General features: G+C 62.7%; 23 protein-coding genes and 3 pseudogenes. 12 read left to right on the forward strand and 14 right to left on the reverse strand.

The features are described 5' to 3' along the window. The first annotated feature begins 175 nt into the window (after nt 1–175). Nucleotides 176–1,144 (forward strand): PDR/VanB family oxidoreductase, encoded by a 969-nt coding sequence (locus ACV229_RS16330; protein ID WP_448084135.1) that lies wholly within the window; start codon nt 176–178, stop codon nt 1,142–1,144. A gap of 31 nt (nt 1,145–1,175) precedes the next feature. Here ACV229_RS16330 and ACV229_RS16335 read toward each other — a convergent pair whose 3' ends face one another. The 6 genes from ACV229_RS16335 to ACV229_RS16360 form a co-directional block, all read right to left on the reverse strand. After that, nucleotides 1,176–2,096 (reverse strand): LysR family transcriptional regulator, encoded by a 921-nt coding sequence (locus ACV229_RS16335; protein ID WP_448084136.1) that lies wholly within the window; start codon nt 2,094–2,096, stop codon nt 1,176–1,178. Nucleotides 2,097–2,199: 103 nt separating this feature from the next. Then, nucleotides 2,200–3,120 carry a LysR family transcriptional regulator gene (locus tag ACV229_RS16340; protein WP_448084137.1) on the reverse strand — a complete coding sequence of 307 codons (921 nt, stop codon included), beginning with the start codon at nt 3,118–3,120 and terminating at the stop codon, nt 2,200–2,202. 110 nt (nt 3,121–3,230) lie between these two features. Next, nucleotides 3,231–3,935 carry an ethyl tert-butyl ether degradation protein EthD gene (locus ACV229_RS16345; protein WP_448084138.1) on the reverse strand — a complete coding sequence of 235 codons (705 nt, stop codon included), beginning with the start codon at nt 3,933–3,935 and terminating at the stop codon, nt 3,231–3,233. A gap of 3 nt (nt 3,936–3,938) precedes the next feature. After that, entirely contained in the window at nt 3,939–4,487 is a 549-nt protein-coding gene (locus ACV229_RS16350) for a flavin reductase (protein ID WP_448084139.1), read from the reverse strand. Between the two features lie 39 nt (nt 4,488–4,526). After that, nucleotides 4,527–5,708 carry an acyl-CoA dehydrogenase family protein gene (locus ACV229_RS16355; protein ID WP_448084187.1) on the reverse strand — a complete coding sequence of 394 codons (1,182 nt, stop codon included), beginning with the start codon at nt 5,706–5,708 and terminating at the stop codon, nt 4,527–4,529. Nucleotides 5,709–5,784: 76 nt separating this feature from the next. Beyond that, nucleotides 5,785–7,125, reverse strand: coding sequence for an MFS transporter (locus ACV229_RS16360; RefSeq protein WP_448084140.1), 1,341 nt, complete (start codon nt 7,123–7,125; stop codon nt 5,785–5,787). A gap of 366 nt (nt 7,126–7,491) precedes the next feature. Between ACV229_RS16360 and ACV229_RS16365 the strand changes: the two genes are divergently transcribed. The 4 genes from ACV229_RS16365 to ACV229_RS16380 all read left to right on the forward strand — a co-directional run bounded on the left by ACV229_RS16365 (nt 7,492) and on the right by ACV229_RS16380 (nt 11,097). Continuing rightward, nucleotides 7,492–8,694, forward strand: a complete 1,203-nt coding sequence (locus ACV229_RS16365) for a porin (RefSeq protein ID WP_448084141.1) — start codon at nt 7,492–7,494, stop codon at nt 8,692–8,694. 159 nt (nt 8,695–8,853) lie between these two features. Continuing rightward, the gene (locus tag ACV229_RS16370; protein ID WP_448084142.1) at nt 8,854–10,137 is read left to right on the forward strand and encodes an aromatic ring-hydroxylating oxygenase subunit alpha; all 1,284 of its coding nucleotides are present in this window, start codon (nt 8,854–8,856) and stop codon (nt 10,135–10,137) included. Next, on the forward strand, nt 10,134–10,637 hold the full coding sequence (locus tag ACV229_RS16375; RefSeq protein ID WP_448084143.1) for an aromatic-ring-hydroxylating dioxygenase subunit beta: 504 nt from the start codon (nt 10,134–10,136) through the stop codon (nt 10,635–10,637). The genes ACV229_RS16370 and ACV229_RS16375 overlap by 4 nt, the downstream gene beginning before the upstream one ends. Before the next feature lie 73 nt (nt 10,638–10,710). Further along, nucleotides 10,711–11,097 carry a 2-hydroxymuconate tautomerase family protein gene (locus tag ACV229_RS16380; protein WP_448084144.1) on the forward strand — a complete coding sequence of 129 codons (387 nt, stop codon included), beginning with the start codon at nt 10,711–10,713 and terminating at the stop codon, nt 11,095–11,097. 62 nt (nt 11,098–11,159) lie between these two features. Here the strand turns inward: ACV229_RS16380 and ACV229_RS16385 are convergent. Further along, nucleotides 11,160–11,363, reverse strand: a pseudogene (locus tag ACV229_RS16385) (ATP-binding protein); the annotation flags it as partial. Nucleotides 11,364–11,414: 51 nt separating this feature from the next. Between ACV229_RS16385 and ACV229_RS16390 the strand changes: the two are divergent. The 4 genes and pseudogenes from ACV229_RS16390 to ACV229_RS16405 form a co-directional block, all read left to right on the forward strand. Then, nucleotides 11,415–11,918: pseudogene (locus ACV229_RS16390) on the forward strand (acyl-CoA dehydrogenase family protein); the annotation flags it as partial. Nucleotides 11,919–11,957: 39 nt separating this feature from the next. After that, nucleotides 11,958–12,335, forward strand: a complete 378-nt coding sequence (locus ACV229_RS16395) for a hypothetical protein (RefSeq protein WP_448084145.1) — start codon at nt 11,958–11,960, stop codon at nt 12,333–12,335. A gap of 8 nt (nt 12,336–12,343) precedes the next feature. After that, nucleotides 12,344–12,874 carry a nuclear transport factor 2 family protein gene (locus ACV229_RS16400; RefSeq protein WP_448084146.1) on the forward strand — a complete coding sequence of 177 codons (531 nt, stop codon included), beginning with the start codon at nt 12,344–12,346 and terminating at the stop codon, nt 12,872–12,874. 31 nt (nt 12,875–12,905) lie between these two features. After that, complete coding sequence (locus ACV229_RS16405; RefSeq protein ID WP_448084147.1) at nt 12,906–14,030, forward strand: amidase; 1,125 nt, start codon at nt 12,906–12,908, stop codon at nt 14,028–14,030. A gap of 147 nt (nt 14,031–14,177) precedes the next feature. Here the strand turns inward: ACV229_RS16405 and ACV229_RS16410 are convergent, their stop codons facing one another. From ACV229_RS16410 to ACV229_RS16435, 6 genes are all read right to left on the reverse strand, one after another. Beyond that, nucleotides 14,178–15,182, reverse strand: a complete 1,005-nt coding sequence (locus ACV229_RS16410; protein WP_448084148.1) for a hypothetical protein — start codon at nt 15,180–15,182, stop codon at nt 14,178–14,180. Nucleotides 15,183–15,326: 144 nt separating this feature from the next. Further along, the gene (locus tag ACV229_RS16415; RefSeq protein ID WP_448084149.1) at nt 15,327–15,632 is read right to left on the reverse strand and encodes a hypothetical protein; all 306 of its coding nucleotides are present in this window, start codon (nt 15,630–15,632) and stop codon (nt 15,327–15,329) included. 449 nt (nt 15,633–16,081) lie between these two features. Then, complete coding sequence (locus ACV229_RS16420; protein ID WP_448084150.1) at nt 16,082–16,507, reverse strand: hypothetical protein; 426 nt, start codon at nt 16,505–16,507, stop codon at nt 16,082–16,084. Nucleotides 16,508–17,008: 501 nt separating this feature from the next. Next, nucleotides 17,009–18,073, reverse strand: coding sequence for a hypothetical protein (locus tag ACV229_RS16425; protein ID WP_448084151.1), 1,065 nt, complete (start codon nt 18,071–18,073; stop codon nt 17,009–17,011). Nucleotides 18,074–18,371: 298 nt separating this feature from the next. After that, complete coding sequence (locus tag ACV229_RS16430; RefSeq protein WP_448084152.1) at nt 18,372–19,490, reverse strand: ParB/RepB/Spo0J family partition protein; 1,119 nt, start codon at nt 19,488–19,490, stop codon at nt 18,372–18,374. 8 nt (nt 19,491–19,498) lie between these two features. Next, the gene (locus tag ACV229_RS16435; RefSeq protein ID WP_448084153.1) at nt 19,499–20,173 is read right to left on the reverse strand and encodes an AAA family ATPase; all 675 of its coding nucleotides are present in this window, start codon (nt 20,171–20,173) and stop codon (nt 19,499–19,501) included. A 2,205-nt stretch (nt 20,174–22,378) separates the two neighbouring features. Here ACV229_RS16435 and ACV229_RS16440 point away from each other — a divergent pair. The 3 genes and pseudogenes from ACV229_RS16440 to ACV229_RS16450 form a co-directional block, all read left to right on the forward strand. Next, nucleotides 22,379–22,783 (forward strand): annotated as a pseudogene (locus ACV229_RS16440) (recombinase family protein); the annotation flags it as partial. Beyond that, nucleotides 22,777–22,872, forward strand: a complete 96-nt coding sequence (locus ACV229_RS16445) for a helix-turn-helix domain-containing protein (RefSeq protein ID WP_448084154.1) — start codon at nt 22,777–22,779, stop codon at nt 22,870–22,872. The pseudogene ACV229_RS16440 and the gene ACV229_RS16445, both read left to right, overlap by 7 nt. A gap of 31 nt (nt 22,873–22,903) precedes the next feature. Then, complete coding sequence (locus tag ACV229_RS16450) at nt 22,904–23,701, forward strand: RNA-guided endonuclease InsQ/TnpB family protein (protein WP_448084155.1); 798 nt, start codon at nt 22,904–22,906, stop codon at nt 23,699–23,701. 194 nt (nt 23,702–23,895) lie between these two features. On the opposite strand, the gene ACV229_RS16455 is transcribed toward ACV229_RS16450, so the two are convergent. Next, nucleotides 23,896–24,747 carry a RepB family plasmid replication initiator protein gene (locus ACV229_RS16455; protein WP_448084156.1) on the reverse strand — a complete coding sequence of 284 codons (852 nt, stop codon included), beginning with the start codon at nt 24,745–24,747 and terminating at the stop codon, nt 23,896–23,898. Nucleotides 24,748–26,180 lie beyond the last annotated feature (1,433 nt).

Here is a 26,180-nt window from a genome sequence, read left to right on the forward strand (position 1 = left end):
CGCGTGCAGGCGGCACTCGGTGCGGAGCGGCGCATTAGATTATCGACACGGCTGATTAACGTTCCGCTTTTTAATCGATTTGATTTATGCGAAGCCGATCCCTATCCTCGATTGCAGGCTCCCCGGCGGCGCATCGCCGCGTGGCCTCATCATCGAATTCATCACGGGATTACCCATGCAAGCGAATTGTCACAAGGTCCGGATCGACGCGCTGATCGACGCGGCGCAGGACATCCGCTGTTTCCGGGTCTCGCACGCCGACGGTCAGCCGCTCGACGCCTACGAGCCCGGTGCGCATATCGACGTCACCGCGCCATCGGGCGTCACGCGGCAATACTCGCTGTGCGGCGATCCCGACGAGCGCTCGAGCTATCTGTTCGCGGTGAAAAAGGAAACGCAGTCGCGCGGCGGCTCGCGTTCGCTGCACGACGACGTGCAGGTCGGCACGGAGCTGTCGATCGGCATGCCGCGCAACCTGTTCCGGCTGGCCGACGACGCCAGCGAGCACGTGCTGATTGCGGCCGGCATCGGCATCACACCGCTGCTGTCGATGGCCCGCGCGCTGGACAAGCGCGGCGCACGCTACCGGCTACACTACTTCGCACGCGGTCGCGAACAGGCTGCGTTCGTCACCGAACTGTCGAGCGCGCCGTTCGCGCCGCACGTCGTGCTCCATTTCGGCATCGCACGGGACCGGCTCGCGGCCGAACTCGACTGCTGCATCGCGACGACCGGCGACGGCGCGCATGTGTATACGTGCGGCCCGGCGCCGTTCATGGATCAAGTGGTCGCCGCCGCGTCGAAGCGCGTGCCCGACGACGCGATCCACCTCGAACGTTTCGCGGCCGAGCCACAGGCAAGCGCCGACGCGCCCGCGGACGGCTTCGAAGTACGCCTGCAGCGCAGCGGAAAATCCGTGCGGGTCGAGGGCGACGTGTCGATCGTCGACGCGCTCGCCGGCATCGGCATCGAGGTCGACACGTCGTGCGGCGAAGGCGTGTGCGGCACCTGCATGGTCCCGGTCGTCGACGGCGAGCCCGACCATCGCGACCATTGCCTGAGCAAGGCCGAACGCGCGAGCAACACGGTCATCTGCTGCTGCGTGTCGCGCGCGCGTTCGGCAGTGCTCGTGCTCGATCTCTGACGCACCTGGTGCCAAGCGGCCTCGCCGGCCGTCACGTCGCGTCGAAGTGCTGCACGATGCGGGCCAGCAGCGCACGCATCCACGCGATGCCTTCGTCTTCGTGAAAGTGCTCGTGCCAATGCATCGTCACCGGCGCCGACGGCAGTGATACCGGCAGTTCGTAGAGGCGAAACGCGTTGTCGCGATTGAGGATCTGCGCGAGCCGCCTCGGCAGCGTTGCATACCAGTCCGTGACCGACAGGATGCCCGGAAGCGCGACGAAGTGCGGGACTTCCAGCGCGATGTTGCGGCCCACGCCTTGCGCGCGAAGCGCATCGTCGAGCGCGTGGTGGCTGTGCTCGACGGATTTCACGTTCACGTGCGCCGCGCGAACGAACTGCTCCAGCGTCAACGCCGGCGTCGCGGGCAATCCACGGCGGCGGCCCGTCATGCACACATAGGTTTCCTCGAACAACAACTGATGACGCGTGCGCGGCATCAGCTCGGGCAGGTTGCCGATCGCGAAATCCAGCTTGCTTGCACGCAGCGCCTCCTCGATCTCCTCGACCGGCATCGGCCGCACGCTGAGCGTCACGCGCGGCGCCTGCTCTCGCAGCGCCTGGCAGATCGCGGGCAGGTACGCCATCTCGCCCGCGTCCGACAGCGACAGCCGGAACGTGCGCGTGCTGACCGCCGGATCGAAGCTCTCCGCATAGCGCAACGCCTCGCGCACCATGTCGAGCGCCTTGCCGACGATGCCGGCGAGTTCGAGCGCGACAGGCGTCGGCTGCATGCCGGCGCGCGTGCGGATGAACAGCTGATCGTCGAACAATGTGCGCAGCCGCCCGAGCGAATAGCTGACGGCCGGCTGCGACAGCGCGAGCCGCTCGCCGGCCTTGGTCAGGCTGCGCTCCTCGACGATCGCCTGGAACACACGCAGCAGGTTCAGATCGAGATGATCGACGGATGTCATACCAGCCTCCAATATTTGCCGGATTTGTTCTTGCATGGATTTTAAATCGACCGGTCGGATATTGAAGATGGCGGCGCCCTATGTCGTGCGTCTGCGCCCACGGTCACGCGTCGGGCCGATGGAACATCTCGTAGATGAGCCCGCGCAGCCATGCGACGCCGGGGTCCGCCGAGAACTGCACGTGCAGATGCAGCTGGATGTCGATCGGCGGCAATGCGAACGGCAGCGGGAAAATCCGGAACACGTGGCCGCGGTTGAAACGCTCGGCGATGCTGCGCGGAAAGATGATCGCGAGGTCGGTGTGCTGCACGATCTCCGGCGCGACGATGAAGTGCGGCAGACGCAGCACGACGGTGCGCGCGAAGTGCAACTCGTCGAGCCAGGTCTCGACCATCCGGTGGCCGGTCGCGTTGCTGCTGGCGTACACATAGCGCAGCGCGGTCAGGTCTTCCCGCGTCGGCGCGCGCTTGCGCAGCGGATGCCCCGCCCGCACCATGCAGACATGCTCGTCGGAGAACAAGGTCTGGCTCACGCAGCCTGGGCCGAGATCGGGCACATAGCCAAGCGCGAGATCGATCTCGCCGGCGCGCATCGCCGCGCTGACCGATTCGACCGCCGTGCTCGCGATTTCGAGCCGAATTCCCGGCGCGATTTCCGCCAGCTTCGCGAGCAGCGGTGGCAGAAAATAGAACTCCGACATGTCGGACATCGAGATCCGGAACACGCGTTCCGCCGTGGCCGGATCGAAATGTGCGAGTTGCTGGACCGCAAGGTTGATGATGCTGAACGCCTTGGTCAGCGGACCGTGCAGCTGGCGCGCGGCATCGGTCGGGGCCATGCCACTCGGCGTGCGAACGAATAGCGGATCGTCGAACAGCGTGCGCAGGCGCCGCAACGCGTGGCTGACGGCCGGCTGCGTCAGCCCCAGCCGCTCGCCGGCAGCCGTCAGGCTGCGCAGGTCCGAGATCGCCAGGAACACCCGCAGCAGATTGAGGTCGGTGACGACCGGGTTGGATTTCGTCATGGTCTTCGCGAACCGCGGGCGGGCGCCCAGCACCGCCGCGCGTTGCGGCGGCATGGCGAAACGCCATCGCCGGCGGCCCGCGCCCGTTCGTCGTCAGTGCGCCGGCCGCACTATCGAATGGATGTTATCTCATAAACACGGCTCGCCATCGGGAAATGCGGTGTCGCGCCCGCGAACGGCGGCAGCGCGTCGAAATCCTGCCTCATCATCCGACGCACCGGTGACGCCAGCGCGTTCACGAGCGCATCGGGGTGATCGAATACGACCTTGTTGCGCTGCATCGCGTCGGCGCGCTGCACCGCGAGCGCCGATCGATAGTCGACACGCGTGTAGATCTCGATCTCGCGGATGCCCGGCAGTTGCAGCATGAGCGGCGGGTGGTGATCGAGATAATGCGCGAGCCACGCATTCATGTCGTGCGCGTGGCCGTCGTAGCCGACGAGGTACGTGCATCGCTCGTCCGCTTCACGCGCGCCGCGCGTGCGATCCGGCCCGATCCGGCGCACGGCCATCGCCTGTTGCGCGACGCGATGGCCGTGCGCATCGCAATGCGTGACGAACGCATGTGCGGGCCCGTTCGGCACGAGCATCGCCTCGAGCGCAGCGAGTTCGTCGAAGTAGCACTGCAGCACGCAGGACGGCGCCGGCGGGCGCGGAGCGGTATCCGCCGGATCCGCGTGCAGCGCGATCGGACGATGCGCGACGAGCCGCTTCAACCCCGAAGCCGCACGCAATGCCGACGCGGCCTCGCCGGCGGCAGACGAAAGCGCGTGCCCGCCATCGTGATCGGCGATCAGGAAAAGACATACCTCCATGCGTTACCTCCCGATCGCGCCCGAGCCGCTCGCGCAGGCGGCGAGCGGATGCGCGAGCCGGTGGAATGCCCGGCCGAAATAGATCAGCCCGTCGCCTTCCGAACGCAGCGCGATATGGTCGATCCGCACGAACATCACCGTGTGCGACCCGACGACCTTGCTGTCGACGATATCCCCTTCGAGGCTGACGTTGGCCTCGGCCAGCACCGGCACGCCGGTGAGTCCGGACCGCCAGTGATCGCCGTCGAAACGCGCGCCCGCCGGCGCCGACGTCATGCCGGCGAACGCTTGCGCGATGTCCTGGCACGCCGGCGGCAACAGGTTGATCGCGACGTGGCCGTTGCCGCGCATGATGTCGTGCGCGCGGCTGTTGCGATTGATGCAGACCAGCATGGTCGGCGGCGTGTCGGTCACCGAGCAGACCGCGCTCGCCGTGATGCCCCAGCGGCCGTGCTCGCCGTCCGTCGTGATGACGTTGACCGCGGCGGGCAGGCGGGACATCGCTTCCCGGAAGTGACGGCGGGTCTCGTCCTGATTGATCGTGTCGTTCATCGAAGGCTCCAGTTGCAAAGGTGCGTGGCGATACGCGGGTCACGGATACGGCGTGACCGGCGCGATGCCGGCGAACACCGCGCCGGCGTTGTCGTAGGTCGCTTCGCCGAGAAACGCGTGCTGCGTGACCACGATCGAATCGCGCACGAGCTGCTGCAAGCGGCTCTCCCGATAGATCGCGGCCGTGCCGGCGAGCTGATACGCCTGCATCACGACCTCTGCGCATACCTGCGCCGCATGCGTCGCGCTCAGTCGCAACAGGTTGGCCTGCGAAGCCGACACCGGATTGCCCGCGCACAGCAGCGCCCACACCGTTTCGGCCGTGTCGTAGAAGAACATGCGTGCACTGCGCCAGTTCGCCTCGGCCTTCGCGAGCCCCGCGCGGTAGTACGCGCGATCGGCGAGCCGCGGCGCGCCGGTCGTCGTTTTCGTCACGCCGGACATCTCCGTCAGCAGATCGAGCGCCGCGCGCGCGAGTCCGACGTTCACGGCCGCATGCACCTGCGCCTGGTAGGACACGGCGGGATAGCGGTACAGCGGTTCATCGACGGTCGGCTCGCCGCCGCGCACGAACGTCCATTCGGCGGGGACGAACTTGTCGTGCAGCGCGAGGTCGTGACTGCCGGTGCCCTGCATGCCGACCACCTGCCAGTTGTCGACGATCTCGACTTCCGCGGCGGGAAAGACGGCCGTGAACGGCTTGCCGGGAGCGCCACCGTTGGCCGGCGCACCGCCGATGCCTACGCCGATCCAGTCGGCGCCCTTGCACCCGCTCGCGAAACGCCAGCGTCCGGACACGCGGTAGCCGCCCGGCGCCGGGCTCGCAGGCTGCAGCGGATAGAGCCCGCCGGCGAACACCTGGTCCGGGCCGTCCGCATAAATCTGGCGCTGCGTCTCAAGCGGCAATGCGGCAAGGTAGGTATTGGCCGAGCCGAATGCCGCCACCCACGCGGCGGAGCCGTCGGCGATCGCGATCCGTTCGAGCATCGCGAGGAACGCGTGCGGCGGCAACGCGTCGCCGCCGAAGCGGCGCGGCGTGCCGGCGCGGAAGATGCCGGCGCGCTTCATCGTCGCGATCATGTCGCGCGGCACGTGCGACAGCCGGTCGAACTCGTCGCGGCGGCGCTCGACCTCGGCGATCACGGCGTCGAGCGGCAGCGGCGCCGCGTCGGCGGCATGCGCCGCAACGCCGCGCGGGTGGCCGGACACATCGTCCGGCATCGTTTCATGGATGGCTTGATCGACCTGCATGATGCATTCCTAAAATGAAGAGTCGTGGGAAAGGAAGACGAAACGGTCAGCGCGACGCGGCCGCATTGAGGTCGCGCTGCGCCTTCGGGTAGGTTTCCGGTGCGAAGCACGTGGCGGCGACCGTGACCACACCGAGGATCGCGAGATAGATCACGATCGGCGTCGCGCTACGGTAGTGCGCGAGCAGCGCGGTGGCGATCATCGGCGACAGCCCGCCACCGAGCACCGACGAGATCTCGCGGCCGATGCCGAGCCCCGAGAACCTCAGGTGCACTGGCAGCAGCTCGCTGATGAACGCCGGTTGCGCGCCTTCGAGGATGCCGATCGTGACGCTGTTCGCGAGGATCAGCGCGATGAGGACCTGCGGGAACTGGTGGGAGTTCAGCAACGCGAAATAGGGGTAGGCGACCAGCACGACGGCGATCGCGCCGATCAGGTAAACCGGCTTGCGGCCGATCCTGTCGGTCAGGCGGCCCGTGAAGAGCGTCACCGGAATCATCAGCAGCATCGAGATCACGAGACCGCTCAGCAGCCACTTCGAATCGAGCCCGATGAACTTGCCGTAGGCGAGTGAGAACGCGAAGAACAGATACGACACGGCGCCTTCGCCGAATCGCAGGCCGAACACGGTCAGCACCTGGCGCGGGCACTCGCGCAGCACGTCGACGATCGGCGTGGCACTGGCACGGTGTGCGGATTTCGCTTCTGCGAATGCGGCGCTCTCGCCGACGGAGCGACGCATCCACATCCCAAGCGCGACCAGCACGACGCTCGCAAGGAACGGCAGGCGCCAGCCCCAGCTTTCGAGATCGGCCGGCGCGAGCTGCTGAACCAGCAGGAATGCCGCGGTCGACAGCACGAACCCGAACGCGGCGCCGCACGGGCTCCACGCGGCCAGCGCGCCGCGCCGCGACGCGGGCGCGTTCTCGTGGATCAGCAGGATGCTGCCGCTCCACTCCCCGCCTGCGGCAAGACCTTGCAGCACCCGCAACAGCACGAGCGCGACCGGCGCGGCGATCCCGATCTCCCGGTAGGTCGGCAGCAGCCCCATGCCGACGGTGGCGATGCCCATCGTCAACATCGTCAGCATCATCACCGTCTTGCGGCCGTAGCGGTCGCCAATGTGGCCGCAGATCAGCCCGCCGATTGGTCGCGCGATAAACCCGACCGTGAATCCGCCGAACGCGGCGATCGTCCCGGTCAGCGGATCGCTGCCGACCGGAAAGAACAGCTTACCGAAGATCAGTGCGGCAGCCGTTCCGTACAGGAAGAAGTCGTACCATTCGAGGACCTGGCCGAGCACGGCCGTCATGACCGCACGCCGGACCGCGCTCGAACGACGCGAGGCGGAAAGCGTGACCGGTGAGGTGGGCGCTGGTGAGTTCATGGGGTTCGGAGAAATAAAGTCAGTCATCCTGCTCATGGGGAATCCGACTGGCAGGTCCGCGCTCGAATCTGTTCGCTACGCCGGACCAACGATAAGAGCCATGTCAAGCACGGTCAAATTCCCGCCAAAAATGCCGACCATGAATCGCGTGCATGGTCGCGAGCAGGCTCGAGATGCACGCCGGCCGCCTATCAGTCCGGCCGATCCAGCTACCCTTATTTGATCGATTTGCGCGCTTGAATTGGACGCCCTAGATTGCTCGGCACCGGACGACGACGGCCGCATGCGAATACGGTGGCCCGTCCGGACCCCGCCATTTCCCGTTCCCCGCTCTTCCATCGATCAATTGATAAGGATTACAAACATATGAAACTGAATCCGTTGACGGCAGGCATGCTCGCCGTGTTCGCAGGGGCCGTTCATGCGCAGAGCGCCGTGACGCTTTACGGCATCGTCGACGACGGCGTCGGCTGGACGTCGAACGCCGGCGGACACAGCCTGTACGGCCTGTCGAGCAGCGTCATGCAGGCGGGCCGCTGGGGATTGCGCGGCAGCGAGGATCTCGGCGGCGGGCTGCGCGCGGTCTTCACGCTGGAGAACGGCTTCGATCCGAATACCGGCTCGCTCGGCCAGAAGAATCGCGGCAGTACGCAGGGGCTGATGTTCGGACGCCAGGCATACGTGGGGCTGTCGGGCGGATGGGGAACGGTGCTGGCCGGCCGTCAGTACGACTCCGTCGTCGATTTCGTCGGACCATTCGAAGCCGGCACGCAGTGGGGCGGGTATGTCACCGCGCATCCGGGCGACGTCGACAACCTGAACAACGCGTATCGCGTCAACAACGCGATCAAGTTTTCCAGCCCGACGTTCTACGGATTCCGGCTCGGCGGCGTGTACAGCCTCGGCGGCATCGCCGGCGACGCGACGCGCAACCAGGTCTGGTCGATCGGCGTCGGCTATGCGAACGGCCCGCTGACCGCCGGCGCCGCGTACCTGAACGCGCGCAATCCGAACGTCGGGTTCTTCGGCGACAACGGCGCGAGCACGGCGGCCACCGCGAGCGGCAACTTCATCTCGTCGCCGGTGTACAGCGGCTATGCGTCCGCGCGCACCTATCAGGTCGCCGCCGTGGGCGCCGCCTATGCGATCGGCGCGGCCACGCTCGGCGCGACCTACTCGAACACGCAGTTCCGGCAACTCGGCGATACGGCGGCGTCCGGGCCGAATCCGCTCGGCTACCGCGGGCACGCGACGTTCGACAACGTCGAAGTGAACTTCAAGTACCAGCTCACGTCCGCGCTCGTGCTCGGCACCGCGTTCGATTTCACATCCGGGGGCGGCGCGGCGACCGCGACGCGATCCGCGCAGAGCGCCCGCTATTACCAGGGTGCCATTGGCGCCGACTACTTCCTGTCGAAGCGGACCGACGTGTACGTGATCGGCGTCTATCAGAAGGCGTCGGGCACCGACTCGACCGGCAACGCGGCGGTTGCGGCGATCAACAACCTGACGCCGTCCACCAGCGATCGCCAGAGCACGGTGCGCATCGGCATGCGGCACAAGTTCTGAATGCCGGCACTGCCGTATTATCCACACTGTTTATTTGATAATCGTTTTTAGATCAATTTGACGGATGTTATGCCGAGGACGAGACTGATCACGCTGCCAGTACCCGTGCTCGCAACCGAGACCTCGCGACCGCTTCGCGATTCTTTCCCCACGACGACGATGAGCGACATTTCCTATCAGACGATCGACACCAGCGCGCTGCGCGGCCTTGCGCAGGCCGATCGCATCGCGCCCGCGATGTATCACGATCCCGCCCTGTTCGAGGCCGAACTCGAACGGATCTTCTACCGCACCTGGATCTGGGTCGCGCACGAAAGCGAGCTGCCGCAGCCGGGCGACTTCGTCACGACGACGATCGGCCGCCAGCCGGTGATCGTCGTGCGCGACAAGACCGGCGCGATCAACGTGCTGCAGAATCGCTGCCGCCATCGCGGCGCGACCGTCTGCGAGGAACACAAGGGCAACGCGAAAGGCTTCACGTGCCCGTACCACAGCTGGTCGTACGCGCTCGACGGCGCGCTACGCGCGCTGCCGTATGGCGACGGCTATGAAGGCGTTTGCGAGAAAGGCGACCTGCCGCTCGTAAAGCTGCGCGTCGGCGTCTACCAGGGCCTGATCTTCGCAAGCTTCAACGACGACATCGAGCCGCTCGAGGATTTTCTCGGCGGCGCGAAGCCGTGGATCGACCTGTTCATGAAGCAGGGCGCCGGCTACCCGATCAAGGCGAACGGCGAGCACAAGTTCAAGTTCAAGGGCAACTGGAAGATCCAGCTCGAGAACACCACCGACCTGTATCACTTCCCGGTCGTCCACAAGTCGTGGATGAAGTCGATCGACGACGAAACCGCCGCCGCGATCACGAGCTTCATGACGAGCGACGACGCGTTCTGCCGCTCGCTCGGCAACGGCCACAGCCTCGCGGTGCTCGTGCCGGACCTGGTCGACCTCGACCAGGACGACGGCGCGCCGCTGCCTGAGCGCTTCGATGCACTGGCCGCGACGCTCGCCGAGCGTCACTCGCCGGAAGAAGTGCGCCGGATCGTGCGCTCGCTGATGGGCGTGGGCTTCAACCTGAACCTGTTCCCGAACCTCGCGCTGTCGATGGCGTTCTTCCGCGTGCTGCGGCCGATTTCCGCGCACGAGACCGAGATCCGCCACGTCGCGCTCGCGATGGACGGCGGCCCGGACGAGGCGAACCGCGTGCGGCTGCGCATTCACGAACACTTCCAGGGCCCGTTCGGCTTCGGCAGCCCGGACGATGCCGAGGCGTGGGAACGCGTACAGCGCGGCGCGCACGCGGGGCCCGACGTGCCGATCCTCGTCAACCGCGGGCTGAACCGCGAAACCACGGCCCCGAACGGCGAAAAGACCGCGCACGCAACCGACGAGACGGGCATGCGCGAGGCATACCAACAATGGCGCAAGATGATGGAGCAGGCATGATGGACGACCGAAACGCACTCTACTCGCAGCAGACCTTTGCCCGTGCGGTCGAATTCGTGTGGCGCGAGGCGGAACTGCTCGACCGCCGCGACTATCGCACGTGGCTCGACCTGTGGGATCCGGCAGGCCACTACGTCGTGCCGATCGATCCGGCCGCGACCGATTTCGCGGCAACGCTCAACTACGTGTACGACGATCACGACATGCGCGAGAAGCGCGTGCAGCGGATGACGTCCGGCTATTCGGCGTCCGCATCCGACGCGGCGCGTACCGTGCGCACCGTGTCGCGCTTCACGCTCGAGAGCGGCGCGGCGGACACGATCGAGCTGAAATCGGCACAGGTCGTCGTCGCGTACAAGCGCGGCGCGGCGACGCTGTTCGGCGCCGACATCACGCACCGGCTGCGCATCGATGCCGAAGGCGACATGCGGATCGCCGAGAAGGTCGTGCGCCTGATCGATTCGACCGAAGCGCTGAGCGCGATCGGCTTCCTGCTCTGAGCGCCGGCGGGTTCGTCATCGCCAGCGCGACGGCGAACCCGCATCGAACCGCTCACGTATTGCCCTGACTCTCATGCCCACACTCGAAGTCTTCCTGCCGGCGGGACACGCCGACACGCGCAAGGCCGACCTGATTCAGCGCCTGACGGACGCGACCGTCGGCGCGATCGGCGCCCCCGCGGAATCCGTGCGGATCCTGCTGACCGAACTGCCCGCCACGCATATCGGCCTCGGCGGCCGCAGCGCGGCCGATGGCGCGCCTCCGTCGCTGCCGGTGATCCTCGCGATCCTGATCGCCGGACGCACCGACGAGCAGAAGCGCGCGCTGATCGCCGCGCTGTCGGACGCGAGCGCGCACGTGCTCGACGCGCCGCTGCAGGCCATTCGCGTGATGATCAAGGACATCCCGAACACCGATTTCGGTATCGGCGGGAAGACGGCGCGCGCGCTCGGACGCTGACCATGCCCCGCCCGCAGGCCGTGCCGCCGCGATCCGCGCGCGATGCGCGCACGGCAATACGGCTAAGCCCCCACCAGCGGCAGCGCCAAGGGGCAATCGAGACCGCCGGCGTCGGCCGGTTTCGCGACGATCCGGCCGCCGTGACGCGTGACGATGCTCTTGCAGGTCGACAGCCCGATGCCGTTGCCGCCCGCCTACGACGACGAGAAGCCGTCGAACAGGCGATCGAGCACGCGGTCGCGCAAGCCGGGGCCGTTGTCGATCGCGATTTGCCGGCACGCGATGCGCAGCCAGCCCGTCGAGCCGTCGTGCCGTACGACCCGCTGTTCCGCGATCCGACCATCGCCTACGCCGCGCAGGTGCTGGCCGTCGTCAATCTCGGCCTCGCGCGGCCCGCGCTCGACGTCGCGAACCGGATGTCCGACGGACGCAATACGACGACCGGCGCGCCGCGCCTTGCCGATCGCGCGTACTTCCGCATCGTGCTTGCTACAGCCGAAGCGCAGTTGCGCTCGGCGCGCGCGTTCTTCTACGACGCGACGGACAGCGTGCGGCGCACGATTCTCGTCGGCGATCCGGTGACGCCCGACCAGGTCAGCCTGCTGCGTCTCGCCGCGACGCATATCGCACGCGAAGGCGCGAGCGTCGTCGAGCGCGCGTATCGGCTCGGCGGAACGCCCGCGGTCTACCGCACGCATCCGCTGCTGCGCCTGCTGCGCGACGCGATGGTCGTCACGCAGCACGCGTTCCTCGCCGAAGGTAACTTCGACGGCGCGAGCGCGGTGTTCACCGGCGTCGCGCCGTTTCCCGGCTACCTGTAACCCACCCTGTTGCCCGTTTTCGCGACGGAGTTCATCACCATGTCCGATACAAATCCGCTACCGCTGCGTGTGCTGTTCTGCTGCGGCGTCACGCAAAACTTCTTCGACCTGCCGCGCGAGAAGATCGGCGTAGTGTGGCAGGCGTACGGCGCGATGCTCGCCGCCGTCGAGGCGATGCCCGGCGTGCGCGTACTCGGCGTGATGGACGACGACCGCCTCGTCGTCGGCCAGTCGGACGGCGCGCCGTGGACGTTCTACATCATGGCCGACGTCGCCGATTTCGATACCGCGGTCGCGGTCCGCAACTTGTATCGCACGACCCCGGTCGGCGAATACAACCTGTGGCGCTACGGCAAGATCGAAGCGCGGGTCGGCCGCGCGCTGACCGTTACGCCGGCCGCGCGGCCCGCGCAGTGAGGCGCGCGATGCCTCCCCTCGCGACCGGTTCGCCCATTTCGCTCGACACGCTCGCCGCGCGCGTCGCGATGCTCGAGGCGGAGCGCGCGGTGCGCGCGACGATGACGCGCTACATGGCGCTGTGCGACGTGCCCGAGGACGCCGGCAGCGGCCCGGCACTCGCCGACCTGTTTGCGGCCGATGCGATCTGGGAAGGCATCGGCCCGCAGTACGCGAAGGAGTTCGGCTGTCTGCAGGGCACGGCGGAAATCGTCGCGATGCTGCAGCGCTATCTGCCGCCCGATCCGCACTTCTCCGCAAACGTGCATTTTCTGACGTCCGAATCGATCGACGTCTCCGGCGACGGTGCGACCGCATGCGGCCACTGGATCATGCTGCAGGCATCGCGCTATGCGGACGGGTCAGCCGAGCTGATCGCCGCGCGGCTGACCATCGACTTCGTTCCCGCCGCCGACGGCACGACCTGGCTGATCCGGCATTTCCGTACGGAACGGCTGATGAATGGCCCGTGGTCACTCGCAGCCGCAGCCCGTTCCTGAATTCACCCGACCGCCACCACGCGAGCTCCCCATGACAGGCTTCATCGACACCTTCACGCTGGGCAACCCCGGCCCGACGATCGCGATCAAGGACACGATCGACATCGCCGGTCACCCGACCACTGCCGCGAGCCGCGCGCTCGCCGACGCACCGCCCGCCGCGCGCCACGCCGACGTCGTGCAACACCTGCTCGACGCCGGCTGGCAGATCGCCGGCAAGGCGAACATGCACGAACTCGCGTTCGGCATGACCGGCATCAATGCCTACACGGGCACACCGCTCAATCCGCAGGACGCGGCCTTGATTCCCGGCGGCTCGTCGAGCGGGTCAGCGTCGCTGGTCGGATTCGGCACCGTCGACGCCGCGCTCGGCACCGACACCGGCGGATCGATTCGCGGCCCCGCTGCCTGCTGCGGCGTGATCGGCCTGAAGCCGACTTTCGGACGCGTGTCGCGGCGCGGCGTCGCGCCAACGGACACCACGCTCGATTGCGTCGGGCCGTTCGCCCGCGACGTCGGCACGCTGGCGGCCGCGATGGCGGCAATCGCGCCCGGTTTCGAACGGGCGCGCGCGCTGCAACCGATGTCGGAATGCACAGTCGCGCATGTCTCCGTCGATGCGAACCCGGCGATCCTTACCGCGCTCGACGCGGCAATTCGTCAGGCGGAATGCCGGTCGCATGCGATCGTGCTCGACGATTTCAAGGCGGCGTTCGATGCGGGACTGTCGGTCATCAACGCGGAAACGTTCGCCGCTTTTGGTCACCTCGTCGGGACGGGCAAGCTCGGCGCCGACCTCGACGCGCGGTTGCGCGCGGCCGCGGCAACGACGCCCGGCCAGCTCGCCGATGCGGAACAGGTGCGCCAGCGCTTCACGGAGCAGCTCGAACGTGCGCTGGCATCCGCCGACGTGCTCGTGCTGCCCACGCTGCCGGCGCTGCCGGTCACGCTCGACGCGGTGCGCGACAGCGTTTCCGTGATCGCGATGTCGGCGCTGATCCGACCGTTCAATCTGAGCGGCCATCCGGCGATCAGCGTGCCGCTGCCGCTCGCCGGCTCACCGCTCAAGGCCGGGCTGCAGATCGTCGGGCGCAAGGGCGCCGACGAGCAGGTCTGCGCGGTCGCCGCACGCTTCGAGGCGGCCTTCGCCGCGTAACCGTCAACCAGTGCGCACGCGCACCTCACCGATGGAGCCACGAACCATGTCCGACCGAGTCGTACTCGTCACCGGCGCCGCGCGCGTGCTCGCGTAGGCGAGAGCGCGCAAAACTTGGGGATGGTGATTTCGTCAGGTATCCATAGCTTATGGCATGATTGCGCGGTCTGTTCTGTCCATCGACGGCTGCCTGCCTGCGGACGCTCGCCCGACGCATTTGCCGTAACCCGTATCGGCAGTCTTGAACGTCGAGATGCGATGAGGCGAGAATTCGCCGTTCAAAACCGCAACCCTGACCTGCGCCATGCAGTGTGCGCCTTCATCTGTCCAGCGCATCTGTCGCTTCTTGGCCATACGGTAGCTAACCACCTGGTTCACCGCGGACTCGGCGATGCTGCTGCTAATCGGCAGGCCCTTGCGATGCCGGGCGCCGTAGTTGACCAACGTGCCCGCGTTCTTCTTCAGGTAACAGGAGACAGTGTTCAGATTCCACCAAAGCGTTTTGAATTCGTATCCCTCCCTCGCCAGGAGCCGACTGTCCGGTGCCTTGATCCGCTCCAACGCCTTGCTGCCCTTTCCATGCCATACCAGCCATTTCGCGTGGATGATCTCGGCTTCCACCGACTCCCGTTCCATCGAGTCGATCATCTGGCTGCCGAACACGGAACGCTCCGCCGCCCGGAACTTCATCGCGATATGAAACCAGTCGAGAATCCGACCGCGAGCCAGCTGACTGCCCTCGACCGTCTTCCCAAATTCACCGGCGTCGTCGCTGATCACGGTCACGCGTTCATCGCTCGCCACACCATTCCGGCTGAGGAACTGATCGAGTCGCGCTGCAGCCGAGGTCACCTCCTTGCGCACATACGCATATAGTTTTGGAGGACCGTCAGTGAACGTCGCCCGTCCCGCGACGATGTTCACGTGGCGGCCAGGGTCTCTTCCGGGATCGCAATTGCGCAGCCACGCCGAGTCGACGCTCACGGCGGCGACATGACTGCATTCGCGAATCTGTTGGTCTGCAACCGCCTCGGGCAGCTGCGCGATGTCGCGCTCTATATTAGCGTCGAGCCGCTTTCCAAGGTCAAGAATCCGATCCCGGATGCCACTCGACGAGGTGCCGTTGTCCAACGGCGGCACTTCCTTGAGCATGGCCGTCGCCTGCCGGTAGGGTAAATGTGCGGCCCATTTCGCCTGGAGGTATTCCAGCTCCAGCGTGACGCGTCTGGTTAGCGCTTTCGACAAGGGATGCACCACACGCCGCTCTGTCTGCGCAGTTCCTTGACACGCACACGATCACCGCCGCGGACTCTTCACGGCCACTTTGCGGTAGACGGTGCGCAGCACCGTCGAGCGGCTGTCCTTGTGGCTCAAGGCCGCACCGCAGCTCTCACAATGAGTCTGGCCTGCGAGCCACCGCTGTACTTGTTTCGAAATAAGTTCGGTCTGCACCTTTGCCAGCAGCGTCCGCCCTTCCGCGAGAGTCAGCCCCAATTCCGTAAGGCTAAGGTCAGGACGCTCAATGACGGCCAGAACCCCGTCGCCCTCGTCGACTGGGTCACTCTCGCAGTCGACCAACCTTGCTTCGATGATCAATCGCATGGCTTGGCTCCGAGCATTGCGAGACTGTTCAGGCTACTCTATAGGAAACCAGCACCGCCACAGAAAGCATACGCGGCACTTGTTGAGAGCCTCCCCAACTTTTGCACGCTCTCGTCTACGCGCGTCCGGCTACCCGACACGGCAGGGTCAACCGCCACACCGCAAGATTTTGCGCTCCGTTAAATTTGGTCCACGGTTTTGTACGTGCAAAACTCTCGCGTGAAAGGTGAACGTTTATGGGGGTCCACATCGCCAGGATATTGCGGACCGCGCCGACCAAGTCAGTCGCGCCTTAGCACATTGGCTCTCTCCATGTCGACCAGGGTGCCCGCGCGTGGCCTTGGGGGCCCCCCCAACTTTTGCACGGTCGCGTCTACGCGTATCACCGGAACTCCCGCATGGAACGCGGTTGCTGGAATCAGCGCCAACCGTATGTACGTCAATTGTCGCTACCGAGCTTGTTCAGGTGGCTGCGGGCTGTTCGCCGGATTTGTGTCGTATTTGACCACCCGCTCGATTCCGTCGTTGCCGACCAACGACGACAGTTTCGATTCCAGCAGATCGGCAATCTCCTTGTGGTAGACCTCCTCGCCGTCGACATAGACAGTGAAGGACCGCATGTATCGGGTCCTTTTCTCTGGATTCGCGACCGTCTCCCTCGTCCATTCATACAGCGGATACTTTTCTGGGCCGAATTTCTCTGCTTCGTTCAGGTAATCGGTGAAAGCGTCGAGCTGGCACTTCAACGATGCGTTGTGTGCACGCAGTAGATCGCGAAGTGGCCCGCGCGTCGCACACGCGGGGTCATCGCGCAACGTCGCCGCCAATTCCGCCGTAACTGCGATCCTGATCTGAAATTGCCATGTGTCTCCCATAATGTTCGCCCCGCTGCTACAGTGGTTCGTCCGGACCTTGTCATGTGTGCCCCCGGCATTTCAATCCTTGGCAGCCTAAGAGACCCCTCTGGACGTTTCAAATACCACAAAATACATATCTATCAATACAAAATTGTCAGACTTGCAACCCACCTGTCCCCAAACGAGGATCGACAGTGCCAATTGAGGTTTGTGGGTTCATATTGACGTGAAACATCGGCGCAATTGGCGTACAAAACCCCTGAAACGCCTTATCCACCATGCCCCTCAGGATATTCCCAATCTCACCCTGATTGTTCCACGGCACTGATGTGTCGCCTGATAATTGGTCGCACGGGATCAGGGATGCATTACGCGCCACCGGTTACCCCCTTCTTGCTAGCTTGGTGGTCATCGACCCGGCCGCCTCGATCTTAGCGACGCCGAGGAAAATTCAGTATATAAGGTCCCCTTGCAATCTCACGCTGCTTCACACCGATTTGTGCGCAGGCTCCCGTGTCGCTACGCGGCCGGCGAGATACCGTGCGACAGCAGCTCGGGATTAAGGACAGCAAGCTGTCTACGCAATGCCACGGCCCGCCCCTCCGTACACCCTACGTACGATCGAATGCCCGCGATCGTGGGACGAACCGCGCCGTCGCGCATTGCGTGCGCCAGACGCTCAAGTTCGCTCGCCGTATCGAGACGGCCTTCATCGCGCTTAAGCCCCTCCTGTGCGCCGGTTCCGGCATCGCAGGAATGCTGGCTAGCGTCGGCTCGCTCTGCCATTGATTCAGATGAAGCGGCGCAGTCGTTCGCAGCCGGAGCATCGCGTGGTGCGACGACTGGGGTCGCTGACGTACTGAAAGCGTCCGCTGCGCCTTGAATTCGTTCGGCCGATGCCAATCGCGACGCCGAAGGAGAACGGTCAGCCACACCACCAAAGCTGACCAACGGAACTGTCGGCGCCAGAAACGCGACGAACCACGAAACGCAGGCGATTGCTTCGAGTAACCAACCCATCGCCAAGGCAAGAATCAGGTCAAGCGTTCCAGTTCCAACGTTCACCAGTTGTGCGAGACGAGATACGACGGGATCAACGATCGCAGCATCTTGGCGCGCCAACACGCGGGCACTCGCTGCGGCCGCGTCGTCGGCAATGCGCATCCGACGTCGCGCAGCATCGAGCTCGATATTCAATGCGATTAGCCTTGCCTCCAAGCTGGCCTTTCGAGCCGCTACCGCGGCACAATCGCGTGTGCAACGCGCGATGCCGACTGATGCGAGATCCCGCTCCACCCTCGCGCGGTCGTTCGCGATCTGCTCAATTGGGCGGCCACGGGAATCGACCGACTCGGGCGCGGCGTGAACCTCTCCAATGTGGGCAGCACGCGCTTCCCCTGCGTGTCGTTGAGCATTGACGAAGAACGTCGCATGCGTGTACCCGGTCGCGACAACTGCGAGTGCCCACACAACGATCGCGGCAAGGCGGACTACGCGTCCTGCCGCACGCGTCAGCGCAGGGATCAGGTGAGCACTTAGCATCAGAACCAGGCCAATCGCAACCCATGCGACCTTCTCGGCCATCCAGTCTCCACGCTCCATTCCCGCGAGGTACGAGATCCAAGCCGAGGTCGACGTCGCAATAAGGGCCAGCGTGCACGCAGACGCTCTAATCGGCCAAGGCATTCGGACATCGCGAACGTACACACGTCGGCTCTCGGGCAACGAGTCAGGTACTTTTGTTGAAATAGGCGCGACAGACATGCTTTCGAATGGTTCGCCTCAAGGCGATCAGATAGGTCAGAACTGCGCGGCCGCTGCGGATACTTCACCAACGGCGCAGCGCGAAGGGCACGCGAGCAACAACTGCGAGCGTGTTGCTTCAGCCTACTGTTGTATCCGCGTCTGTCGGCGCGCCACGCAGCGGTTGAAGCACTTCCTCGATCTTTCGTTGCAACGCGGCTCGCAAATCTGGAGTCAGCCCCTTCAGTTGCAGATCAAGCCGATCTTCGCCATAGGTCTTCAGCTCACCGGCAACCTCACCAGAAGGGAGCTTGTATTCGATTCGATGGTTGAACACCGCCCGCTGTCCACGGAGCTTTCTGGTTGGCGTGCCGACGTCCTTAGCGATCACCCGCTGGACATCGCGAAGGCTAAGCTCTTCTCGAACAATCTTTCGGACTAGCTCAAGCGTCCGCCCCAGATCTTCGTCGGTCTTGTCGTAGTACCTAACCACCTCGTATGCGAGACGAAGGCCAAAGTATTCCGAGGTGACGACCATTTCCATCAACAGCTCCTCCGGAAGCTTCGCCAAAGCCAGCGTTTGCGCGATCGTTCCTTCGTTGATTCCAAGGACTTCGCCCAGCTCTCGCTGTGTGGCAAACAAGCGATCGTCCAACATGCGTCGCCACTTCACGGCATTGTCGAACGGTGTCTGGGATTCCCGCTGCGTGTTCAGATCGAAACCCATCTTGTAGCTTTGGATTCCGATCGGCAGATCAACAACGATTGCCCTGACCGTTGTGATCTTCAACGCCCTCAGTGAGCGAGTGCGGCGACCACCATCGCTGATGATGAAAGCCCCTGGATTCTGATAGTCCGGGATCACGTGAATCGGCGTTTGCTGCCCCTGCTCAGCCAGGTTCGCGGTAAGCGACTCTAACGTCTTCTGAGGATAGAAGTGCCGTGGGTTGTAAGGTGAATCCTTAACTGCTGTCAGCTCGATCTCGATCGTCTGTCCGGGCACATAGCCTGTCGCAATGCACCAGGCACGAAATTCCGGACTCAGATCATCTGACAAAGCTGCCCTTACCTCGTGCGCGCGATTCAGCGACACAACAGGTGCGCTGTGCGGCGGGGAGTCCTCTGTTGCTTGCGCGACCTCGTTCGCAATATCGAACTTGTTCCTCGCTTTGCTGAGCGGGGAGTTCTGTTCGCTCACGGAGGGCGTGTCCGGTTTCCGGTCAAACGCGGCGAGGATTCGGGATCGTTTATCGGCCATGATTCACCTTATTGAAGAATCGACACAACTTCAGCAGTAAGCTGCCTGACTTCCGAGGCGGCTTGCTTGAAAGCACGGTCTTTGTTGTCGAAAACGGTATTCCCGAACGCATAGGCCTGGGGATAGCACTCCCGATATGCGATCCGGGTGTCCAGCAACGGATAGCCACGCTCGTGGATCGCAGACTCACATGCCCGCGCCAACAACCGCTGTGCCCCCATCATCTGATTGATCATCAGCCTGAACTTCAAGCCTTCGTTAAGCGTTTGCGCTTTCTCGATCTCACGGATCAGCGGTTCCGTTGCGTGGAAATCCATGACGGACGGCTTCAATGGCAACACAACAAGGTCGGAGATAATGAGGAGGAGCGCGATATCGACAGCGAGCTGAGGCCGCCCATCGATCACGATGTAGGTGTACTTGTCGACAAGTTTGCGGATCTCGTTTTGGATACCCTTTCCAGCTCCGGCAAGGTTTGAATAGGCGAAGGGGATTTGCCCCTCACCTGCCGCAAACCACGAAACGACGCTGTTCTGCGGATCCGCGTCGATCAAGCAAACTGATTCGCCCATCTCGTGCAGGCCGGACGCGATGTTTACAGATGTTGTTGTTTTCCCACTACCACCTTTCTGATTCGTGACCAAGATGATCTTGGCTTCTATCGGTTCGCTATTTTTCGGCATATCGGCTTCCTGATGTATTAGAGGATGCAAAAACTTTGCACGTGCAAAGCCCCATCGAATCTCTCGTAGATGACCCGCCCGGAACGCCCGCAAACTTTGCACGTGCAAAGGTGACATGCCGGAACGCCGCTTCAGTATCTCGAGAACTTTGCACGTGCAAAGTTCTGAGCACGATCAGACGGATCATACTCTCGGCACGACTCACATCTCAACGGCAAACATCGGTTTTCAGTGGAAACTGTAGTCTTCGTGGCGCTTCCCCAACACGTTCGCAACTAGCGTCGAACTTTGCACGTGCAAAACTGATGCCATGCGTGGCCTTCAGCATCGTCGGACGTGCCGTCTAAGTGGTTATAGCCCTACTGTTTCGAAGAATTGCTCGCGAACGATCCAGAAACCGAAAGCGCTCGGCGGAACTTTGCACGTGCAAAACAGGTTCATGAACCCTCAGCCAACATTCTCAGGCTCAACGTATCCTGCGGCCCGAAGAATTGCTCATTAACACTTCGGAGATGGAAAGTGCCTGGCGAAACTTTGCACGTACAAAACTGAGCTTTTAGCCAATGAGCACGTCTCGGTCTCTGCGTATCGGTCGGCCGGAAGAATCATTCCCGAGCATTTCGGAAGCCGAAAGCGTCCGGCGAGCTTTGCACGTGCAAAGTTTCGCCACCAGCTAACGATTCGGAGAATTGCTCACATGCATCCCGGATTCTGATTCGTGACCAAGATGATCTTGGCTTCTATCGGTTCGTTATTTTTCGGCATATCGACTTCCCAATGTATTTGAGGATGCAGAAACTTTGCACGTGCAAAGCCCCATCGGATCTCTCGTAGACGACCCGCCCGGAACGCCGCTTCAGTATCTCGAGAACTTTGCACGTGCAAAGTTCTGAGCACGATCACACGGATCACACTCTCGACGCGACTCACATTTCAACGGCAAACATCGGTTTCCAGTAGAAACTGTGACCTTCGTGGAGCTTCCCCGACACGTTCGCAACTAGCGTCGATTTTGCACGTGCAAAACTGATTCCCTAGCGCGCGATCACGGGCTCGGTTTCGATGAATCCGCCGATTCGGAGAATTGCTCACACGCAACCAGGAAACGGAAAGCGTCTGGCCGGCCTTTGCACGTGCAAAGTTACGATCTCAGGATTCGGGCTATTTTCAACAACTGACTAAGCTAAATCGTAGACACCCTGAACCATAGATGTGGGCCAACGCCGCGTACCCATGACTTGACGAACCATAGGTATGGCCCAATGGACGATATGCATTGGCCCTAAGAAAAATCCAGGCGTAGAAGTAAACCAGAGCTCATGCATCGGACTCTCGAATCCACACCTTCGCCGTCGGCTTTTGAGTAGCGACAGATGGAGGACATTGACAAGCAATCCCATGTCCGAAAGGATAGGCCGATATAGTTAAACATTTGGCGAATCAATCCGAACGACGCGCCTGCTTCCTCGGGCGACAGACAGAGACACGGGGTATCTATAGGTCCTTCCGACGATCGCCCTTACTGAACTTCTGGGGCATGGGGACCACGAGTGGCTTTGAAATGTGGGATTTCGAGGTAAGCCAGGTCACGACGTGTCCGTGGCCGAGAATTCCACTTTCATGATCGAGTTCACAACGTCGACGACTCAGTCGCCGACGAACATGTCCGTCGCCGTGCGCTACGCTCTGATAAGGCGCTACCAGATCATTCCCCGGCGGCCGCGGAAGTGTTCGGCACGAACCCGTACGGCATCTGCCATCCGTTGTTCTTCCACCAAATAACCGAATCGGCACATGTACGCCAGCGGGAAAGGCCGCACAATTAGTTATGCAAAGGTAGCTACGCACGGGTTTCGCCCAACCCGCGCCTGATCAGAGACCAGTCAAAATTGTGCTTCCTCTAGCGTAGCTGCGGGAGCAACGGGTAACCAAACCTGGGAATCCACAAACTTCATGCGGTAGGGGAGGTTTGAAACTGCTGACAGCGTAATAGCGCGTTCTTACTCACTTGCATCCATTTTGAGCATGTACCGTACGATCGTCAGCATCCGCGAAGCCGCCGAGTTTCCGGGCGTCGCGGCGCAAACGCTGCAGCGCTGAGAGCGTGAAGACACCCTCGTTCCTGACTAGCGCACGCCGGGCGTAGGCGACGCTATACCTTGCGCGTTTGTGGCCTGAGCGATTCCACACCCCGTTGCAGCGCGACGCACCATCGCCTACGCCCGCGTGTCCAATAACGACCAGAAGGACGACCTGTAGCGGCATATGCAGCTACACGAACTGTACTGTGCACGGTAGGGATGGACGTTCGAGATTGTCGCGGATCTCGGCTCCGGCGTGCACGACCACAAGATGGGCCTCGAGCAGCCGCTCGACGCGATCATCGATGAACAAGTCGGTCGCCTGGTCTTGGCCACCTGCGAGGCGAAAATCGCCGAGGTCGTGATCCTCAACCAGGGTGATGACACCTCGTTCGAAGAAGATCTGGCGAGAGATGTACTGGAGATCATCACCGTGTTTAGCACCAGGCTGTCCGGCAGCCACTCGCGCAAGAAACAAAAGCTTCTCGACGGCGTACGCGCTGCCATGGAAAGCGCACAGACATGCTGATCGCCCATCGTATCGCGCTCGCCCCCAACGCCGCGCAGGCCACCTATCTGGCCCGCGCGGCTGGCACGGCGCGCTGCACGTATCACTGACTGGGCGCTGGCCGAGTGGAAGCCCTAGTACGTGGCTTGGACGGTCGACAACAGTCGGCCGACGCCGTCGCAGGCCGCATTGCGGCGGCAACTCAACGCGATCAAATGCGATCAGTTCCCGTGGATGCTGGAGGTCACGAAGAACGCGGCGCAGATGACGTTCATCCCCAATCTTGGCTGGGTACGCCTGCCCGAGGCGTTGCGCTTCTCTGCCAAGATCATATCGGCCACGATCTACCGTCTAGCCGACCGGTGCGACGTCGACACCGCTGTAGACACTCCCGACAGTTCTCACCTGCCCAACGCCGAAAACCACGGCGTGGTTGGTGCCGATCTGGGGGTGTCGGCATTGGCTGCGCTCCCGACCGGAGAAACGGTCCCCCGTCCGAAGCCTCACCAGGCGCTGCTGGATCGATTGCGCAACCTGTCGCGCACGGTCAGCGGACCCGGCCAAGCCAACCGCCGCAAGGCGAGGACCGCGCTGGCGAAGCTGCACACGCGCATCGCGACCATCCGCTCGGACGGGCTACACAAGCTCACGACGGACCTCACGCGCTGGTTCCACTCGATCGGCATTGAGGATCTGAACTTACGTGCCATGGTGCGCAACCGTCACCTGGCTCGCTCCGTCGCCGACATGGGCTTCTTAGAGTTCCGTCGGCAGTTGGAGTACAAGGCCGCGATGCGAGGCGGGCGAGTGGAGGTTGCGACCGCTACTACGCCAGCAGCAAAACGTGCTCGGCGGGCGGGCACAAGCTGGATGATCTGCCGCTCTCGGTACGCAAGTGGACGTGACCGATGTGCATCGCGATCCACGACCATGACGTGAACGCCGCAGTGAATCTCAAGAACATGGCCGTGAGTTCCACGGTGCCAGCCTGTGGAGAAGAAGGCTCTGGCCGCCGTCGCAAGACGGCGGTGAAACCGGCCTCAACGAAACAGGAAGTCACCTTTATTCCTGTTTGAGCAGGAGTGAGCAAGTCCGTTGGAACAGCAAGAGTCAATCCGAGATCGCACCGACGATCAGGCAACTGCGACATCGTCGTCCAAATCCAGACGACTCTGCGGATTCTGTACGAACTTGAAATCCAAAGAGCTAACGGCCCGACCGAGCTTCACCGGCGTCCACGAGATCACGAGGTCAGCTTTTGCATTCAGTTCGTTTACTGCTGTTTCAATGACCCGTCGCTTGATATCAGCAAAGCGGTAGGTGTCCGGAATCTCAAGAACATTCCGGAAATCCTCCAACGTAATGAGGAGCCTTCCGCGGTCGCGCTCACGCATCAGGAGCTCAAGAAGGCGCCATGAATATAGCGATTGAAGACCCCGTGCGAACTCCAACTGATACGAGACAAACCGCCGTTGCAACATGAAAATGTGGGGGGTGAGATCGGGGGAGAATGAGATCTCTGCCCAACCTTCGCCCTCGTGATACACGGCCTTCCAGACCCAATTCAAGATCACCTTCCGCGGCCCATCCATGTATGTCAGCGTGCGCTTTTGAAGGCTGGCGCACCCCTCCTTCAATCCTTCGTACGCTGCAGTCGCTTGTTTCTCGCCTGACCGCGGAGCGAGTGCCGCAAGCGCGGCGAATTCGTCAGCGCGAACACGAACACTGACATAGCCGTTCGCGCGGCCATGAAGGTACGGAGATTTCTTGCTATCGATGCAACGGAGCGCGGCCATCATTACGCGCTTCTCGTTTAGTGTAAGCCCCTGCTGAGCATTGACGAGTGCGCGACTCATCGCCACAGTACCCTTGACCCGCCCGTCGGTATCCAACGCGGGTTCATCCGATGGCTCAATTCGCAAAGGCTCGATCTCAACGATCTCGACCTGTGCCGGCTCGGTCTGCTGCTTCGCCTTTTTGCTCACAAAGGTGACCTTGATGGTGAGGTGTCACCATTATAAGGTGACATTGGATAGGTTCAAGTCACCGTTGTGGATAACGGTCGGAATCAGTCACTCCCGGCCCGGGATTTGTCCACGGTGGGTCGGATTGCGTCACACGAGGGTCGGATCAGGTCACAGTTTCTTCACTGTGACTCCCGGCAAAACCTTGTCAGTAAAGGCGCTCCAGGATCCGGGCATGCGTTTACAAAGATGTTTACAAACGGTTCTACTATCTGTCTTACAAAGAAGTCCGTTAGAAAAGTTGTCTCAAAACAACAAACCCCCTCCACGAAGCTGTCTTATCGAGCATTTCGAGGCAATGAAAGGTGACATTTTCCGACCCGCCAAGGCTTCAACCATCCCGTTTGACGCGCTTGGCGACAAAGGCCCATCGGAAAAGTGACGCATTCCGACCTGCCGATGGCAAATGACACTAAGTGCTCACTAGCTTTTGTTGTCTGCGGCACCGCACAACACCTTTCACAAGGGGGATAGGTCGGAAAGTGTCACCTTTCAGCAGCAGTCTTCGCGTGGGTCGGGAAATGTCACCGCTCGGTTCTTGGCCAGTTAGGTCGAAATGCGTCACCTTTCTGCGGTCGTTCCACGAACAGGTCGGAAATTGTCACCTTTCAGTGGCGGATCTAATTGGGTCGATAAACGTCACTGCTCGGCGATAGCTCTAACGGGTCGAAAAATGTCACCTTTCGGCGACGGATACGATCGGGTCGGAAAAAGTCACCTTACCCTGCTCGCCAACACCTGGGTCGGAAAATGTCGCTCTCCAACCATTGCTCTGGGGAGGTCGGAAAAAGTCACCTTTCGTCTTTCCATGCTTCTGGCCGACGTTTATCACCGCATACCGACCGAGGCCAGGTCGGCAAACGTCACCTTTCCACGAAGAGCGTCCTAGTCGGAAAATGTCACCTTTCGTTTTCCATGACCCTGGCCGATATTTACCACCGCATACCGGCCGCCGCCGGGTCGGTAAACGTCACCCTTCCGAGAAGCACGTTCAGGTCGGAAAACGTCACCTTAGGGCTTTCTATGATCCGGGCCGATATTTACCGCCGCGTACCGGCGAGGTCGGGTCGGTAAACGTCAGCTTTCCGAGAAGCACGTTCGGGTCGGAAAACGCCACCCTACGTCTTTCCATGACCCTGGCCAATATTCACCACCGCATACCGGCCGCCGCCGGGTCGGTAAACGTCACCTTTCCAGGACACGTCTAGGTCGGAAAAAGTCATCATTGGATGTGGGTCAACCCAGTAGCCAGAAAGACAAGCGTCGTGCCGAAGACACCGCCCGACTCATGACGCTATGCTGCTGCCGCGTTGGCGCAAGAAAGTGCCGCCACGCTTATACCGCTTCACGCAGGATGCTGGAGCCACTCGTATTTCCTTGAGCTGCGATTTCGG

It is taken from the genome of Burkholderia sp. MR1-5-21 (assembly GCF_053427715.1).